Raw genomic sequence first — 14,905 nt, forward strand, 5'->3', positions numbered from 1 at the left:
AAATGACACAGCAATTCGAAGCTTAGAGTGAATGGAGTCGAATCAGAAGCGAGAAATACAAGGAAGCGCTTGAGTGACGGAAGGAGCGTACGTATTTGGTACGTGACTGACGGAACGAAAGATGCTGACGCAGTAGTTCGAAGCGCTTCAATAAATGATTCGCTAGAAGCGAGAAGTGCAAGGAATGACCGGAGCAAGTGAAGGAGCGTACGGTATTGGTACGTGACTGAAGCGAGTGATGGGAATGACACAGCAATTCGAAGCTTATAGTAGAATCAGATGTCTGGTGATGATGGCAGAGGGGATACACACGTACCCATCCCGAACACGACCGTTAAGCCCTCTAGCGCCGATGGTACTTGGAACGCAGGTTCCTGGGAGAGTAGGACGTTGCCAGGCAAATACTATTACAAAAAAGCACTTTCTCATATATGAGGAGTGTTTTTTATTCTATCAGCGAAAGTATAAATTTTATCGGTCGATCATATAAGCTTTGCATGGGGATAAGTCTCGACTCAAGTGCTAAAGCACCAAGTTCGGCTTTGCCCCAAGGGATAAGTCTCACTAAATGCTAAAGCACCAAGTTCGGCTTTACCCCACCTCGAAATGAAAACAAAAGTACACGACTATCTTCGCTCTATGCCTCTCAAAAAAATATTTGCAAATTCCCTCGCTAATTCATTCGGAGATAATCTCTTATTCGAATCATACCAGCGATACACCCAGTTCAGAGAACCAAGGATCGAGAGAGCAGTTAAACGGCTATTCGTATGATGAAATTCTCCACTCGCCAATCCTTCATCCAAAATTCTGCACCAAAGATCCAGATATTGATCAGTTGCCTGTTGAATCACGCTATGTTGATGCTCTCCAAGAGAGAAAGCTTCCCGAAGTAAAACGATCGCCATAGACATGTTGGATGTAAGCGAGTTTAAATGGCTTTCAAATGCAAGTATAAATTTTTCCCGAACAGGCAATTGAAGGTTCATAATTTTTTCCAAATTGCGATTAAATCCGTTAATCGCTTGATGGGTAATTTGCATTAATAAATCTTCTTTACTTGAGATATAGTGATAAAGGCTTCCTTTTTGCAAGCCAACTTCATCAGCAATATCTTGTACTGATGTAGCATGATACCCTTTTTTTTCGAAAAGCCGGATTGCAGCTTGTGCGATTTCTTCATGTTTATTACTTGCCATGCTTTAAATTCTCCTTTTTTATAATTATTCCACCCTATAGTAAGAGATAAAGGCATTTCAACATACATCGACTAAAAAACATAACGACCGTTTGATAAATAATAGTAATTAGTGTAGCAAATTTCGCAACTACTAGTCAATAATACAAAAAATTTAAATAATACAGAGGATTCATCCGATAGGTTAGCTGGATCTGAACATTTACCATATGATCCAATTTTAAATTTATATATTTTGGTGCAAAATACAAGTACAAGGATTTCGTTGAACTTTACTTGGCAAAATAAAAAAAACATTTTATAATATTAGTAAAAGGTCAACAATAGTCAATGTCAATTTGGATCTCTTTCCATTGCATTCCATATGCTGTTTTATAGGAGGGAGCATCACGGAAGCATGCGTAATATTTCTGATATTATTGAGCAACATTTAAAAGCCATTTTAAATGCAAGTAAATCGGGTATTGTCGAGATTCAACGCAGTGAAATTGCCGAGCTGTTTCAGTGCGTTCCATCACAAATCAATTATGTTTTAAATACGCGATTTACTGTGGCAAAAGGGTATTATGTCGAGTCAAAGCGCGGCGGCGGAGGGTACATTCGAATTCGCAAACTCGATTTGCATGGGAAACATATTCACCAGACCATATTGGATGAAGTTGGTGAGACTGTTACACAAAAGCAGGCAGAGGATATTATCGGGCGCTTATATGAAGCGGGTTTATTATCAGCAAGGGAAGCCACGATCTTAATCAGTATCATGGATCGGGATGTTTTGAACTTACAAATTCCCTTCCGAGATGAATTGCGCTCAAGAATTTTAAACGCGATGATCGTTGCTTTATTGCGCCACTAAGTACATGCATTTCCTGATGAATCATTGTTATATTTTGGGGGTGTACGCCATGTATTGTCAAGAGTGTAATGAACGGCCTGCTACCGTCCACTTTACGAAAATTGTAAATGGAAACAAAAGTGAATTTCATCTATGCGAACAATGTGCGAGAGAAAAAGGAGAGCTTGTCTATAAAGGCTCATCCGGGTTTTCAATCCACAGCCTATTAAGTGGACTCCTCAATTTTGACCAAGGGAATGTTACGAATAATGCCGGACATGCAGCGCAAACAACACAACAAAGATGCTCTACATGTGGTTTGACATATAGCCAATTCAGTCAAGCGGGGCGTTTTGGGTGCGCGGATTGTTATCATTCTTTTCAGCAGAGATTGGATCCTTTGTTACGGAGAGTGCATGGAAGTACCGCGCATACTGGCAAAATTCCTGTGCGAGCAGGTGGGGTCATACATGTGAGGAAAGAATTATCACGTCTAAAGAGAGAGCAGCAGGAAAAAATCGACTTGGAACAGTTTGAAGAGGCAGCTGTCTTGCGTGATAAAATTCGCGAACTTGAACAACAATTACACTCAAATGCAAAGGATCAGGGGGTGTAAGAGATGTCTTTTCATCACTTTCTAAAACATGCGATAAGTGAATGGATGAGAGATGAAGGTCCCGATTCCGATATTGTGATCAGCAGCCGAATTCGTCTGGCAAGAAACCTGAATCAATTTCCTTTTCCAATGTTGGCAACTGATGGTCAATCGGAACAGATTATTTCCCTGATGGAACAGGCTTTGCAAAATCAATCGTTTTCCGATTTGGGAACATTTGAATTGATTCGATGCCGGGACATTTCCGAGTTGGAACGAAAAGTGCTCGTGGAGAAGCATTTGATCAGCCCGGCACTGGCGGAGGAATATCGACATGCGGCTACTATTTTAAGAAATGATGAAGCAGTCAGCATCATGATAAATGAAGAAGATCATCTTCGCATACAAGTATTAAAACCAGGATTTCAATTACGGGCAACCTGGGATCTGGCCAATCAGATTGATGATGCCATTGAACAGACGGTAGATTATGCATTTGATGAACACAAAGGCTATTTAACAGCATGTCCGACAAATGTGGGCACAGGCATACGCGCCTCCGTCATGGTCCATTTACCTGCACTCGTTATTACAGGCCAAATTCATAGAATTTTAAATGCAGTGGCGCAAGTCGGTCTCGTTGTTCGGGGTATTTATGGCGAAGGGTCGGAGGCGTTAGGGAATTTGTTTCAGATTTCCAATCAGTTGACGCTAGGACAGTCAGAAGAAGAAATTGTCAGCAACTTGTATGGTGTGGTGCGCCAAATTATCGAACACGAACGACAAGCCCGGCAAATCCTGATATCCGAAGATAAAGCTGGATTAGAAGATCGGATTTGCAGATCCTATGGGATTTTGTCGTATGCCAGAAAAATTGACACAAAAGAAACGATGCAAAGGTTATCGGATGTACGCCTGGGAATTGATTTGCAAATCATAAAAGGGGTTCCTTCTAATATTCTTAAAGAATTAATGGTCATGACGCAGCCGGCATTTCTGCAAAAGTATTATAACCAAGAGTTGAATCCCGTTGAGCGGGATTGGCGGCGAGCTACGATGATTCGTGAGAGATTGCGATTTGAAGATCAAAAGAATACTTAAATTTCCTGATTTGATCATACCATGTATACAAGTTGGTCATATGCGTGGGAACACACATGCTAATGGAGGTGGCATTCATGATGTTTGGAAGATTTACAGAACGCGCACAGAAAGTATTGGCTTTGGCACAAGAGGAAGCAGCCCGTCTGAACCATGCTGGTGTGGGAACAGAACATATTTTATTGGGATTGGTTCGAGAAGGCGGGGGAATTGCTGCGAAAGCATTGGTGAGCCTTGGCTTGAGCACTGAAAAAGTCCAAAAAGAAGTTGAGAAAATCATCGGACGCGGCCAAGGAACTGCCAATAGCATGGCGTATACTCCACGTGCCAAAAAGGTAATCGAGCTATCGATCGATGAAGCGCGCAAGTTGGGCCATAATTATGTCGGAACGGAACATATATTGCTTGGTTTAATCCGGGAAGGAGAAGGTGTTGCAGCAAGAGTATTGAGCAATCTTGGAGTAAGCTTAAATAAAGCTCGCCAACAAGTATTGCAGTTGCTGGGCGGTGATGCACATGAAGCAGGTGCGCATCCACAGCAAGCAGCGAATACACCTACTTTGGATGGCTTGGCCCGGGATCTTACCCAGATGGCCCGCGATGGCAAATTAGATCCGGTGATCGGAAGACAAAAGGAAATTGAACGTGTGATACAAGTGTTATCCCGCCGTACGAAAAATAATCCGGTTTTGATCGGTGAACCCGGTGTCGGAAAGACTGCAATTGCAGAAGGATTGGCTCAAAAAATCGTGAACAACGAAATTCCTGAAACCTTGCGCAATAAGCGAGTGATGGTTCTCGATATGGGTACTGTTGTTGCAGGAACCAAATATCGCGGAGAATTTGAAGATCGTTTGAAAAAAATTATGGATGAAATTCGGCAAGCGGGAAATATCATTTTGTTTATCGACGAATTGCATACATTGATTGGTGCCGGTGGCGCGGAAGGTGCGATTGACGCATCCAATATTCTCAAACCTGCTTTGGCACGGGGCGAATTGCAATGCATTGGCGCAACCACTCTGGATGAATATCGGAAACATATTGAAAAAGATGCTGCCTTAGAGCGACGGTTCCAACCCATTACAGTGGATCAACCCTCACCGGATGAAGCGGTGCAAATATTGCATGGATTACGGGACCGATATGAAGCACATCACCGCATTAAAATTTTGGATGAAGCGTTGGAAGCGGCAGTGCGGCTTTCGGATCGTTATATTACCGATCGTTTCTTGCCTGACAAAGCGATTGACCTGATTGACGAAGCAGCTTCAAGAGTTCGGCTGCGTACATTTACAGCACCTCCAAATCTAAAAGAGCTTGAAGAAAGATTGGCAGAAGTCCGTTCCGAGAAAGAATCGGCAGTTCAAAGCCAGGAATTTGAAAAGGCCGCATCTTTGCGGGATCAGGAACAAAAAATTCGGCAGGATTTAGATACGAGAACCACCGAATGGAAACAAAAGCAAGTGAGAACCGATTCAGTCGTCACAGCGGAAGACATCGCGGAAATTGTTTCAAGTTGGACGGGAATTCCGGTGAAAAAGTTGGCGGAAGAAGAAACCGAACGTTTACTGAATATGGAATCGATTCTCCACAATCGGGTCATTGGCCAGCAGGAAGCCGTTGAAGCTGTCTCGCGAGCTGTACGGAGAGCTCGCGCGGGCTTAAAAGATCCGAAACGTCCCATTGGCTCTTTCATATTCTTGGGACCAACGGGAGTTGGTAAAACTGAACTGGCTCGGGCATTGGCAGAATCGCTGTTTGGCGATGAGAATGCAATGGTGCGTATCGATATGTCGGAGTATATGGAGCGCCACTCGACGGCACGATTGGTCGGAGCGCCTCCGGGATATGTAGGGTATGATGAAGGCGGTCAATTGACGGAGAAAATCCGCCGCAAACCGTATTCGGTCGTATTATTTGACGAAATCGAAAAGGCACATCCGGAAGTGTTCAATGTTCTGCTTCAAGTGCTTGATGACGGCCGTTTGACTGATTCGAAAGGCCGCACGGTTGATTTTCGCAATACGGTTATCATTATGACATCTAATGTTGGCGCACAAACCATTCGAAAAGGCGGGCCATTAGGTTTCACCACAAGCAAAGAACATGAATATACGGATATGAAAGATAAAGTGATGGATGAATTAAAGAAACAATTCCGGCCGGAATTTTTAAATCGGATTGATGAAGTAATTGTATTCCATCCATTGTCCCAAGAACATATTTACGAAATTGTAGATCTTATGGCGAATGAATTGCGCAAACGTCTAAAAGAAGCACAAATCGATTTTATCCTTACGGAGGAAGCTAAAGCTTTTCTGTCTAAGGAAGGGTATGATCAAGCGTATGGTGCTCGGCCGTTAAAACGTGCGATTCAACGCCATATCGAAGATCGTTTGTCGGAAGGATTGCTGACAGGGGATATTCAAAAAGGAGACCGGGTTTTGATTGATGAGGATAATGGGAAATTAGCAGTTAAAAAGGAGCAACAGAAAGGCGCTCCGGTTTCATAAAATATAGGTAAAGACTATACGATTCGCATATAGAAGCATTTACTATCTATTCACAACGCTTGTTATTCCCAATGGAATGCAGGCGTTTTTTTGCAGTTAAAACTTTTTCGCAGTTAAAACTTGGTGTGTTTTCTATAGTAAAATAGAAAATCCCCTCTTTTCTAAAAAGGGGATTGTGTAAAAAATCATTTTCTACGTTTGGTACTTCATCCTATACTTTTTGCCTACACGATGATGGTGTTCGTGTTTTGATGGCTCTCTAATGCAAACGGCCGCCAATCTACCGGACTTTCTTCCCCGGTAATCATATTTGACACAATCTCCCCGGTAATGGGAGCCAACAAGATGCCTTTGCGGAAATGTCCGGTTGCCAAAATGAGATTTTGCCACCCATTCACAAAACCGAGAATCGGCTTGATGTTGGGATTTCCCGGACGGAAACCTGCCCATGTCTTGATAAACGTCGCATCTTTCATTGCAGGTACCATTGTAACGGCTATGTCATACAGGCTTTTGACTGCTTCAATTCGTTCTTCCTTATGAAACCCTACTTCTTCCTGAGTTGCACCGACGACGATTGTGCCGTCGCGCTTCGGTATGAGATAACACTTTTGGGCAAATACCGATTTTCGCAATACAGACGAAGAAAGCCGGGCAGAAAAGCATTGCCCTTTGACCGGATAGACGGAAAGTGAGAGCCCAAGCGGTTTGACAAGTGCTTCACTCCATGAACCGGCAGCCAAAACAACAGTGTCTGCTGTATATTGTCCGGCAGCTGTTTCGACACCGATCACTCGTTCGTCTTGGGTTACCAATCGGAATACCGGATGTTTCTCGAAAAATTGCGTGCCCCGTGTTGCCGCTGCGATTCGAAATGCCTGTGTGACCTTCTCATTGTTGACTTGATGGTCGTGCGGAATCCACAATCCTCCCATCAATTCTTTTGAGAGCAGCGGTTCGGTCTTTTGCAGTTCTCCTTCCGGCAACCATTCCACTTGTTGCCCAAGGGACGTGGCCCATTTCCATTTCTTATATAATTCCTGTTCCTCTGACTCATTTCTGGCGACTCCGACCAAGCCGGAATCGATATATTCCACATCGATTCCCGTTTCTTCAAGCAGCACATTGGCCAAAGCCGGATACTTCTTTTGGCTTGCCAAACATAAATCGACCAAAGGGCCGGGAGCATCTGTTTCCATCATTGCACCCAGTATTCCAGCAGCGGCCAAGGAAGCTTCCTTTCCAACTTCCGAAGCGTCAAATACAAAACAATTCACACCTTTGCGGCTTAGATAAAATGCGATTGAGCAGCCGATGATGCCGCCTCCAATGATAATCACATCCGTATGTCGCTGGTCTTTCATTCCATTCACTCCCATACATTCCGGCTTCTCTTGAAATTATTTTAAATTTCCGGGAACGGATTTGATGAGTTTTCCGGTATTGGATGCTGTAGCCGGAGAAATGGCTGGTCTTAAAATCCGCATGTGTCGTCCCTCCTTTCTATGGAATCTCTTTGTGCAATGAGATTCAATACGTTCTTAATCTTTCTTTTTTCATATGGGCAGGGACGTGCTCCTGTTTTCATTCTGTATAAAGGGCAATGATTCCCTTGACAAGAGGGTCTGAAGTAACAGGAGCGGCACATCGGATCTTGATCATCTCCTGAACTGACCCAAAGCGCCAATTTGTCATAATCCAATTCCACAGATCCATCCTGGAACAGAGTTCCCACTTGATTCACTTGTTCATCGAACGCGCATGTGCATTTGTATAAATTCCCGTTCGGGCCAATGACCAGAGAATGAGGTTTCGCCGCATAACAAACAGAACCGCCGGGCAGCAATAAACTTTCAAGCAGAGAGTGAATACAAAGTCCGTGCTGTTGGCTGAGTTCGGTAAACTCCCAAATTTTCGTTTCTATCGTTCGCTGATCACAAACCGGCAATGTATCATCGTTGAGTCCGCCCCATCGTCCAACCGGCCGGAAAAAAATTTGAAACCGTTCATCTCCCGAGAAAAGACCGCCGAGGAGTTGGATCAATTTCGGAATCTCAGCAAGGTTATCCATATCGAAATTCACTCGTATATCGATTTGAAATTCCCCATCCAAATGCTGGATCGTTTTTAGATTTTCAAGAATTCGTGCAAACGATTTGCCTCCGCCATATAGGGATCGCCTCTTGTCATGGATCTGCTCAGGCCCGTCAATCGTAATCATAAAACGCTTGATCTGCCATTTTAATAATTGCTGAAAAACGTCATCCGTCAGATAATACCCATTTGTTGACATCTCAGCGGTGTAATTCAGGCCATACTTCGCTGATGTTTCAAGAAAGGACTCAGACAATTCACCAATGATTTCCGGATAAAGGAGCGGCTCACCTCCAAACCAACTAATGGAAAGCACGCTTAACTTTCGAGCCTTTTCTTCCACAAACCGCTTCAATCCATTTTTTGTGCTATCCCCCATCTTTGTATTGGGGAATTTTTGATAGCAGTACACACATCTAAAATTGCAGGATTCCGTAGGTAAAACAATCAGGTGCAGGAGGTCTGTCCGATGTTGGGATTGGTGTAAAAATTTTGCGCGTAAATCTTCATCCGCCTGATCGGGTACGAGAAATCCGGATTCCTTTAAAACCTCCAATGCTTCCGATGATTCGCCATTCAAAACGTCTTGTCGATGCAATGCAGCAAGGACATCCCGCTTTTCTTCAGGTGGCACGGAAACAATCGCACCCGTATAGCTGTTGTACAAAATGAGTTCTCCGGTAACGGCACGTGAGATGACGTTAAATTTTGATGGAAGCCATTTTTTTGTTTGTTCCACAGAATCACATCCCTTTTTCCGTAGCCCTGATGTTTTCATTATGCGTTTAAGTTTCTGACACAAATAGACCATAATGTACTAGTGCGAATAGTAGATTCGGACCACCACCAATATAGTTATTTTGAGTCACTTCTACTCTCAGGCATCTGTGTTATATTGAAGCCATCTTCCATACATGTACTTCAGGTGCCCAAACGGGAGAATAGGGAAGTTCGGAAAGAACGCGGAGCCCGCCACTGTAGTCGAGGAGCAGCTACACAGCCACTGGGAAACCGGGAAGGCGTAGCAAGCGATGATTCGTAGCCAGGAGACCTGCCTGAAGAAATTGGTATCATGAAGGATTGGCAAAACCTCAGCTTATTTGTGCTGAGGTTTTTTAGTGGGCGGGTGTATCCACAAAGGGAGGAATTTTTATGAAAAAAATGAAAGACATCATGAATGCCATTACTGAACCGGACTTGTCAGCGCAGCAAGCGATGGAGAATCATCTGAATTCCCTGACCAAACCCCTCGGCAGTCTGGGACGATTGGAGGATTTGGCGATTCAATTGGCTGGCATCACCGGTAGAACACAACCAGTCATTGATCCGGCCGCTGTCATCGTCATGGCTGCGGATCACGGTGTGTCTGCTGAAGGGGTTTCCGCATTTCCAACAGAAGTAACCCGGCAAATGGTCAGCAATTTTATTTCCGGCGGAGCGGCAATCAATGTTCTTGCCCGTTCCGCTGCAGCCTCTGTACAAATCGTCGACATTGGGGTTCAGGGAGAATTCAATCTGCCGGGGCTGATTTCACGGAAAATCCGCTTTGGCACGAACAACATGCTGCATGGTCCCGCTATGTCAATGGATGAGGCAGTTGCTGCGATTGAAGCTGGAATTGACATTGCCCAAGACGCTATCCGAAAAGGAGCAAAATTGCTCGCCTTAGGGGAAATGGGAATCGGCAATACGACGGCAAGCAGCGCATTGCTGGCAGTGCTCGGCCAAATACCGGTAGAACAAGCCGTTGGCCTCGGAACCGGTATCAGTCAAGAAATGCGGCAGCACAAAGCCCGTGTGATCAGCAAGGCCATCGAAAGGAATCAACCCAACCCGTCTGACCCTGTGGATGTTTTAGCGAAAATTGGCGGTCTCGAAATTGCCGGGTTGGCTGGAGTTGTTTTGGGAGCAGCTGCCATGCGCATTCCCGTGCTGGTCGATGGATTTATTTCCGCCATTGCAGCGATGATTGCAGTCAAATTGTCTCCTCTGGCCGTTCATTATTTGATTGCTTCACATGAATCGGTGGAACCGGGTCATGCCCTCGTCAATCGACTTTTGGGCCTCCAACCGCTTCTCAACCTGAATCTTCGTCTTGGTGAAGGAAGCGGCACCGCCATCGCCCTGCCGATTGTACGGGCTGCAGTACGGATAGCCAAAGAAATGGCGACATTTGATCAGGCGGGTGTATCCGGTTCACTGGATGGGTCTGTTTCGGGAGAGAACCAAACACTGGATGATAGCGGGCAGACAATATCAATGATTCCTTCTCCCACATATTCCATTGAAACACCATATTTCATTGAAACACGCCACGAATTTGATCAAGGGCAAAAAGCGGGCGTTTATCAGGCGATCCATACACGCAGAGACATTCGGACATTTATCAGGCAGCCGATCGAAGAAGAAAAGCTGCGAAGAATTCTTGACGCGGCACATCACGCACCGTCGGTCGGATTTATGCAGCCGTGGAATTTTATTGTCGTACGCTCCAATCCTATCAAACAACAATTGCATGAGATTGTAGCGAAAGAGGTGCAGGTAGCCGGGCAATATTTTGAAGGGAAGAGAGCGGAACTCTATCCAAAATTAAAGGTTCAGGGAATTCTCGAAGCGCCGATTACGATCTGTTTTACTTGCGACCCCACGCGTGACGGAGCACATGTTCTCGGACGAAATACTTTGCCTGAGACGGATGTACACTCTGTGGTCTGTGCCATCGAAAATCTTTGGTTGGCAGCACGCGCCGAAGGACTCGGTGCAGGCTGGGTGTCGTTTTATAAAAAACAGGACGTTCGCAAAATCCTTCATATCCCGCCGCATATTGACCCGGTCGGATTGATTTCGATTGGCTATACGCATGCATTTCAGGAGCGGCCCGTCCTGGAAACTGTCGGATGGGGGAAACGATACTCGTTAGATGAATTGATATTTACGGATCGCTGGGGAAATCACTAAGTTTGCAAATGTAAATTCTATCGTGACAAAAGGGTTTAAAATCATAAAAAGGGAAACTTTGCACAGCTGCGTTTATACGTTCCTGTAAGTTTCCCTTCTCTATTACCAAATTGATTGCCGAATACAGCTATATACCTGTACAAGCCTCACAGTTGAATTCCAAATGATCAAGACAGTAAATACATTTCTTCTTCCCTGCTATGAATCTCAACAATGGCAAGAATAGCTTCCAGGCGCGTCAATATCGCTTGATTGATTTCCCTCTGCTGCAGCAGTTCTTTTGTTTCATTAACCAAGATTTTAACCAGCTCATGATCGCGCTTAAATTTTGTAATCAATGTGGTCAGTTCCGGATTTTCCTGAATCTTTTCCAGATAGAATCCTTCTTCTTCTGCCTCGGCATGTGCAAGTGTTCGTGTTTCCCAATGTTCCATCAGGATATGGGACAATTCCAATGCTCGATCGGTAGATCCCTGCAGGCACAATTGCCTGATTATCTCCATAATTTCTTCAGCCTCAGTAAATGTTCCTTGGTGAATCGCATGATGTGCATGCAATTGTTTTAGTGCAGGTCCGGACATGTTCTACTCTCCTCACAGTTCACTCTCATACAAGATTTTCCGTATAGTTTCATTTTATTGTACAAAAATTTTGAGAGAGTGAATATCATCACACAAATACCCATTTATTTTTTAAGTTTGGATAAATCACTAAACATGCCAATATAATACTCAACTTCATTCCCTTCATTTTTTACAGTACTAATCGTTAACCATTCCGGATATACCTCGCCGTTTTTTCTCCGGTTCCAGATTTCCCCTTGCCAATATCCTTGATTATAAATCTTCTCCCACATCGATTTATAGAATTCCTGATTTTGTTTGCCGGATTTTAAAATACTCGGTTTCTTTCCGATCACTTCTTTTTTGTCAAAGCCAGTTACAGATACGAACGACTGATTGACAGATTGAATCACCCCGCTGGTATCTGTTACCATAATTCCCTCAACCGTGTGGTTTATAATTTTCTCTGCCAGTTGCAGTTTATTTTGGTGGTATATCCAAATTGCAATGACAACACTCGCCAGTGCAACTTCTGAAAGAGCCATAAACCCAATCGAATAGCTGCCGGTCAAATTGAATAATATTGTAAGGATCAGCGGCGGGAAAAATCCCCCTAATCCCCCCATGGCCGAAACAATTCCATTTGCAATTCCTGCTTGTTTCCGGAAATAAGTGGGTACCAGTTTAAATACGGCACCATTGCCTATTCCGGCACACATGGCAATCGTTAAGCATCCCAATGTATACAGTGTGATTGATGGCATGAAGGAGAGCAAAATGGCTGCGATGGTAAATCCCCCGAAAACAAAGGAAAGGACTTTTAATGAATCCCATCGATCTCCCATCCAACCGCCAACTGGACGCAACAACGTTGCCAAAACAATAAATCCTGCTGTACGAAAGCCGGCGTCTACTTTAGCTAAATGGAAATGTGCCACCAAAAAATTTGGCAAATATACGGTAAATGCTACGAATGAGCCAAATGTAATAAAATAAAACAACCCTAAAAACCATAACAATTCATTTCTATATACACTTCTTACTTGACCGGTAAAAGATACTTTTTCCTTTTGTTCCAGTTTGTCGCCGAAAAAAAAGTTTAAAACGGCGAACAGGGCTAACAAAGCAAGAAATAGGCGAATTGTAAAAGACCATCCGAAGTGGTTTGCGACAATCGGCGCCGTAAATGCTGTGATTGCCGTACCGATATTCCCTGCACCATAAATCCCGTTAACAAAACCGTGTTTTTCCCGTGGATAGTATTTCGGCAAAGAAGTTACGCCGACTGAAAAAATCGCACCGCCAATTCCCAATAGAAAACCGCCAATGATGAGATCGACAAATGAATGTGCAATGCTTAGATAATAGACGGGAAACACCAAAATGATTAAACTGAGTACAAACATCTTTCTGGCACCAAATCGATTTGTCCAAAAACCCACAGGCAGCCGCAAGACAGAACCAAGGATCACAGGCACGGCTGTTACCCACGTGATCTGGGTGGGAGTAAGCGGGATATCTTCTTTAATAAAAGGCATTAAAGAAGACAAAATGACCCACACCATAAAACCTACAAAAAGACTTAGCGTCTGTAAAATCAGTTGTATACCACGAATGCTCATATAGATCCCTCTATCTACGGTCTTTTTATTTTGTCGTTGACTCGCGAACGGTACTGCATTGGAGAACGGGCAGGGTACCGCAACGGCAATGTCCAAAAATGCACCAATTTGGTAAATGGAATGATCGCAAATAGTGCAAATGAGAATACAACATGAATTTTAAATAGTAACGGCACACCTGCCATCAGGGCAGCATCCGGATGAAACGTCAAGATCCCGCGGAACCAGGGGCCGATTGTATCGCGATATTCATAAGGATGTACAAATAGGTTATAGAGAGTGGTCATGGAAGTGCCTAATGTGACGATAATGAACAAGGAGAACAGTGTGACAAAATCAGATGCCTTTGCTTTTCTCTGTAACCGTTTGTTTGCAGCTTTTCGTACAATCAATACGATCAAGCCTAACCAGGTCACGAGACCTACAATTCCGCCAAAAACAATCGCATTAAAATGATACAATTCATCTTTTACACCCAATTGCTCATACAACCATTTGGGAATCAAGATACCCATGACGTGACCGAAGAACGCGAATATAATCCCCCAGTGAAACATAAGGCTTCCTATACGCAAGTATTTCTTTTCCAGGATCTCTGTTGAAGGTGCCCCCCAGCCAATCTGAGCATAGGAATATCTATATAACAATCCCAGAATCATAATGGCAAGTGCCAGATATGGATAAATGACCCACCAAAATTGTTCGGCCACACAAGCTCCTCCTTGTTTTTCTATTTGCATTATCGAACGTATCATTCGCTTAGACAGGTGCTGGCGGTTGCTTACCCCCCACTAGCGGGTCTCCCATTTGCGTTAGTGCTCGTAATACAGCGGATATGGCAATTCTTCCAAATCCGGTTTTTGATTTTCATGATCATATGGTGTTTCTCCGCTCTTTTGAACGACCGGCAGGATCTGCTCAGCTGCTGCAAAAATAAGAGTGTAAGGACTTGCCGGATCCATCGCTTTCCTGATTTTTGCGATTCCTTTGGCTAGGCGTTGTTCAATTTCTGCGATCATGACCGGATCCGTTTCTTCGGCAAGAAATTCAAACAACAAGGGTATATAATCCGGAAGCTCACCATCCAATTCTTCATAGCCGGCGCTTCCCAACATGGCTTTTAACCTTACCAGGGCTGCACCTCGATCTCTACCGTCCCCGTGTTCATGTGCTGTTAAATGCAAAGATGTCGAGTCTTTAAAATCAAATGTTGCCACATAGTGCTTTTGCAGTTCCATGATGTTCCACTTGGTAAAACGTTCACAACCTTTCTGCAGCAACCCTCTTGCCTCTTTGGGAGGAAGTCCTTTCAGCCATTCTTCCAATTCTGCTATTCCGTCAAAAAAACTGGCATTCGGGTAGCCAAGCATATAAGAAAAAACTTTAAAATATTTTTGTCGCGAATGTTTCATCGTAACGACAC

General features: G+C 44.0%; 12 protein-coding genes, 1 rRNA gene and 1 riboswitch. Of the genes, 6 read left to right on the forward strand and 7 right to left on the reverse strand.

Translation table 11 applies throughout. The features are described from left to right. Positions 1-282: 282 nt before the first annotated feature. A 5S ribosomal RNA gene (gene rrf / locus LSG31_RS06330) occupies positions 283-399 on the forward strand. A 227-nt stretch (positions 400-626) separates the two neighbouring features. Here rrf and LSG31_RS06335 read toward each other — a convergent pair. Then, a complete protein-coding gene (locus LSG31_RS06335) occupies positions 627-1,199 on the reverse strand; it encodes a TetR/AcrR family transcriptional regulator (RefSeq protein WP_347438540.1) in 573 nt (190 codons plus the stop codon). Positions 1,200-1,595: 396 nt separating this feature from the next. Between LSG31_RS06335 and LSG31_RS06340 the strand changes: the two genes are divergently transcribed. The 4 genes from LSG31_RS06340 to LSG31_RS06355 all read left to right on the forward strand — a co-directional run bounded on the left by LSG31_RS06340 (position 1,596) and on the right by LSG31_RS06355 (position 6,245). Beyond that, positions 1,596-2,054, forward strand: a complete 459-nt coding sequence (locus tag LSG31_RS06340) for a CtsR family transcriptional regulator (RefSeq protein ID WP_347438541.1) — start codon at positions 1,596-1,598, stop codon at positions 2,052-2,054. A gap of 49 nt (positions 2,055-2,103) precedes the next feature. Next, positions 2,104-2,649 (forward strand): protein-arginine kinase activator protein McsA, encoded by a 546-nt coding sequence (gene mcsA / locus LSG31_RS06345; protein WP_347438542.1) that lies wholly within the window; start codon positions 2,104-2,106, stop codon positions 2,647-2,649. 3 nt (positions 2,650-2,652) lie between these two features. Continuing rightward, on the forward strand, positions 2,653-3,729 hold the full coding sequence (gene mcsB, locus LSG31_RS06350; RefSeq protein ID WP_347438543.1) for a protein-arginine kinase McsB: 1,077 nt from the start codon (positions 2,653-2,655) through the stop codon (positions 3,727-3,729). Between the two features lie 77 nt (positions 3,730-3,806). Beyond that, complete coding sequence (locus tag LSG31_RS06355) at positions 3,807-6,245, forward strand: ATP-dependent Clp protease ATP-binding subunit (RefSeq protein ID WP_347438544.1); 2,439 nt, start codon at positions 3,807-3,809, stop codon at positions 6,243-6,245. A 224-nt stretch (positions 6,246-6,469) separates the two neighbouring features. Here the strand turns inward: LSG31_RS06355 and thiO are convergent, their stop codons facing one another. Continuing rightward, positions 6,470-7,609, reverse strand: coding sequence for a glycine oxidase ThiO (gene thiO, locus LSG31_RS06360; RefSeq protein WP_347438545.1), 1,140 nt, complete (start codon positions 7,607-7,609; stop codon positions 6,470-6,472). 110 nt (positions 7,610-7,719) lie between these two features. Continuing rightward, entirely contained in the window at positions 7,720-9,078 is a 1,359-nt protein-coding gene (locus LSG31_RS06365; RefSeq protein WP_347438546.1) for a radical SAM/SPASM domain-containing protein, read from the reverse strand. A 167-nt stretch (positions 9,079-9,245) separates the two neighbouring features. Continuing rightward, a riboswitch (cobalamin riboswitch) is annotated at positions 9,246-9,412 on the forward strand. A 79-nt stretch (positions 9,413-9,491) separates the two neighbouring features. On the opposite strand from LSG31_RS06365, the gene cobT reads away from it, so the two are divergent. Further along, positions 9,492-11,297: a nicotinate-nucleotide--dimethylbenzimidazole phosphoribosyltransferase gene (gene cobT / locus LSG31_RS06370; protein ID WP_347438547.1), complete on the forward strand. Its 1,806-nt coding sequence runs from the start codon at positions 9,492-9,494 to the stop codon at positions 11,295-11,297. 167 nt (positions 11,298-11,464) lie between these two features. Here cobT and LSG31_RS06375 read toward each other — a convergent pair whose 3' ends face one another. The 4 genes from LSG31_RS06375 to narJ all read right to left on the reverse strand — a co-directional run bounded on the left by LSG31_RS06375 (position 11,465) and on the right by narJ (position 14,894). Next, positions 11,465-11,878: a hemerythrin domain-containing protein gene (locus LSG31_RS06375; protein WP_347438548.1), complete on the reverse strand. Its 414-nt coding sequence runs from the start codon at positions 11,876-11,878 to the stop codon at positions 11,465-11,467. Positions 11,879-11,982: 104 nt separating this feature from the next. Next, complete coding sequence (locus LSG31_RS06380; RefSeq protein WP_347438549.1) at positions 11,983-13,482, reverse strand: nitrate/nitrite transporter; 1,500 nt, start codon at positions 13,480-13,482, stop codon at positions 11,983-11,985. Positions 13,483-13,496: 14 nt separating this feature from the next. Then, entirely contained in the window at positions 13,497-14,192 is a 696-nt protein-coding gene (gene narI, locus LSG31_RS06385) for a respiratory nitrate reductase subunit gamma (RefSeq protein WP_347438550.1), read from the reverse strand. Between the two features lie 102 nt (positions 14,193-14,294). Next, positions 14,295-14,894 carry a nitrate reductase molybdenum cofactor assembly chaperone gene (gene narJ, locus LSG31_RS06390; protein ID WP_347438551.1) on the reverse strand — a complete coding sequence of 200 codons (600 nt, stop codon included), beginning with the start codon at positions 14,892-14,894 and terminating at the stop codon, positions 14,295-14,297. Between the last annotated feature and the right edge of the window lie 11 nt (positions 14,895-14,905).

It is taken from the genome of Fodinisporobacter ferrooxydans, assembly GCF_022818495.1.
Taxonomy (GTDB): domain Bacteria; phylum Bacillota; class Bacilli; order Tumebacillales; family MYW30-H2; genus Fodinisporobacter; species Fodinisporobacter ferrooxydans.

Excerpts from the sequence above, each read along its gene's own strand:
- LSG31_RS06335 (WP_347438540.1), bottom strand. The coding sequence starts at position 1,199 with ATGGCAAGTAATAAACATGAAGAAATCGCACAAGCTGCAATCCGGCTT.
- LSG31_RS06340 (WP_347438541.1), top strand. The coding sequence starts at position 1,596 with ATGCGTAATATTTCTGATATTATTGAGCAACATTTAAAAGCCATTTTA.
- mcsA (WP_347438542.1), top strand. The coding sequence starts at position 2,104 with ATGTATTGTCAAGAGTGTAATGAACGGCCTGCTACCGTCCACTTTACG.
- mcsB (WP_347438543.1), top strand. The coding sequence starts at position 2,653 with ATGTCTTTTCATCACTTTCTAAAACATGCGATAAGTGAATGGATGAGA.
- LSG31_RS06355 (WP_347438544.1), top strand. The coding sequence starts at position 3,807 with ATGATGTTTGGAAGATTTACAGAACGCGCACAGAAAGTATTGGCTTTG.
- thiO (WP_347438545.1), bottom strand. The coding sequence starts at position 7,609 with ATGAAAGACCAGCGACATACGGATGTGATTATCATTGGAGGCGGCATC.
- cobT (WP_347438547.1), top strand. The coding sequence starts at position 9,492 with ATGAAAAAAATGAAAGACATCATGAATGCCATTACTGAACCGGACTTG.
- LSG31_RS06375 (WP_347438548.1), bottom strand. The coding sequence starts at position 11,878 with ATGTCCGGACCTGCACTAAAACAATTGCATGCACATCATGCGATTCAC.
- LSG31_RS06380 (WP_347438549.1), bottom strand. The coding sequence starts at position 13,482 with ATGAGCATTCGTGGTATACAACTGATTTTACAGACGCTAAGTCTTTTT.
- narJ (WP_347438551.1), bottom strand. The coding sequence starts at position 14,894 with ATGAAACATTCGCGACAAAAATATTTTAAAGTTTTTTCTTATATGCTT.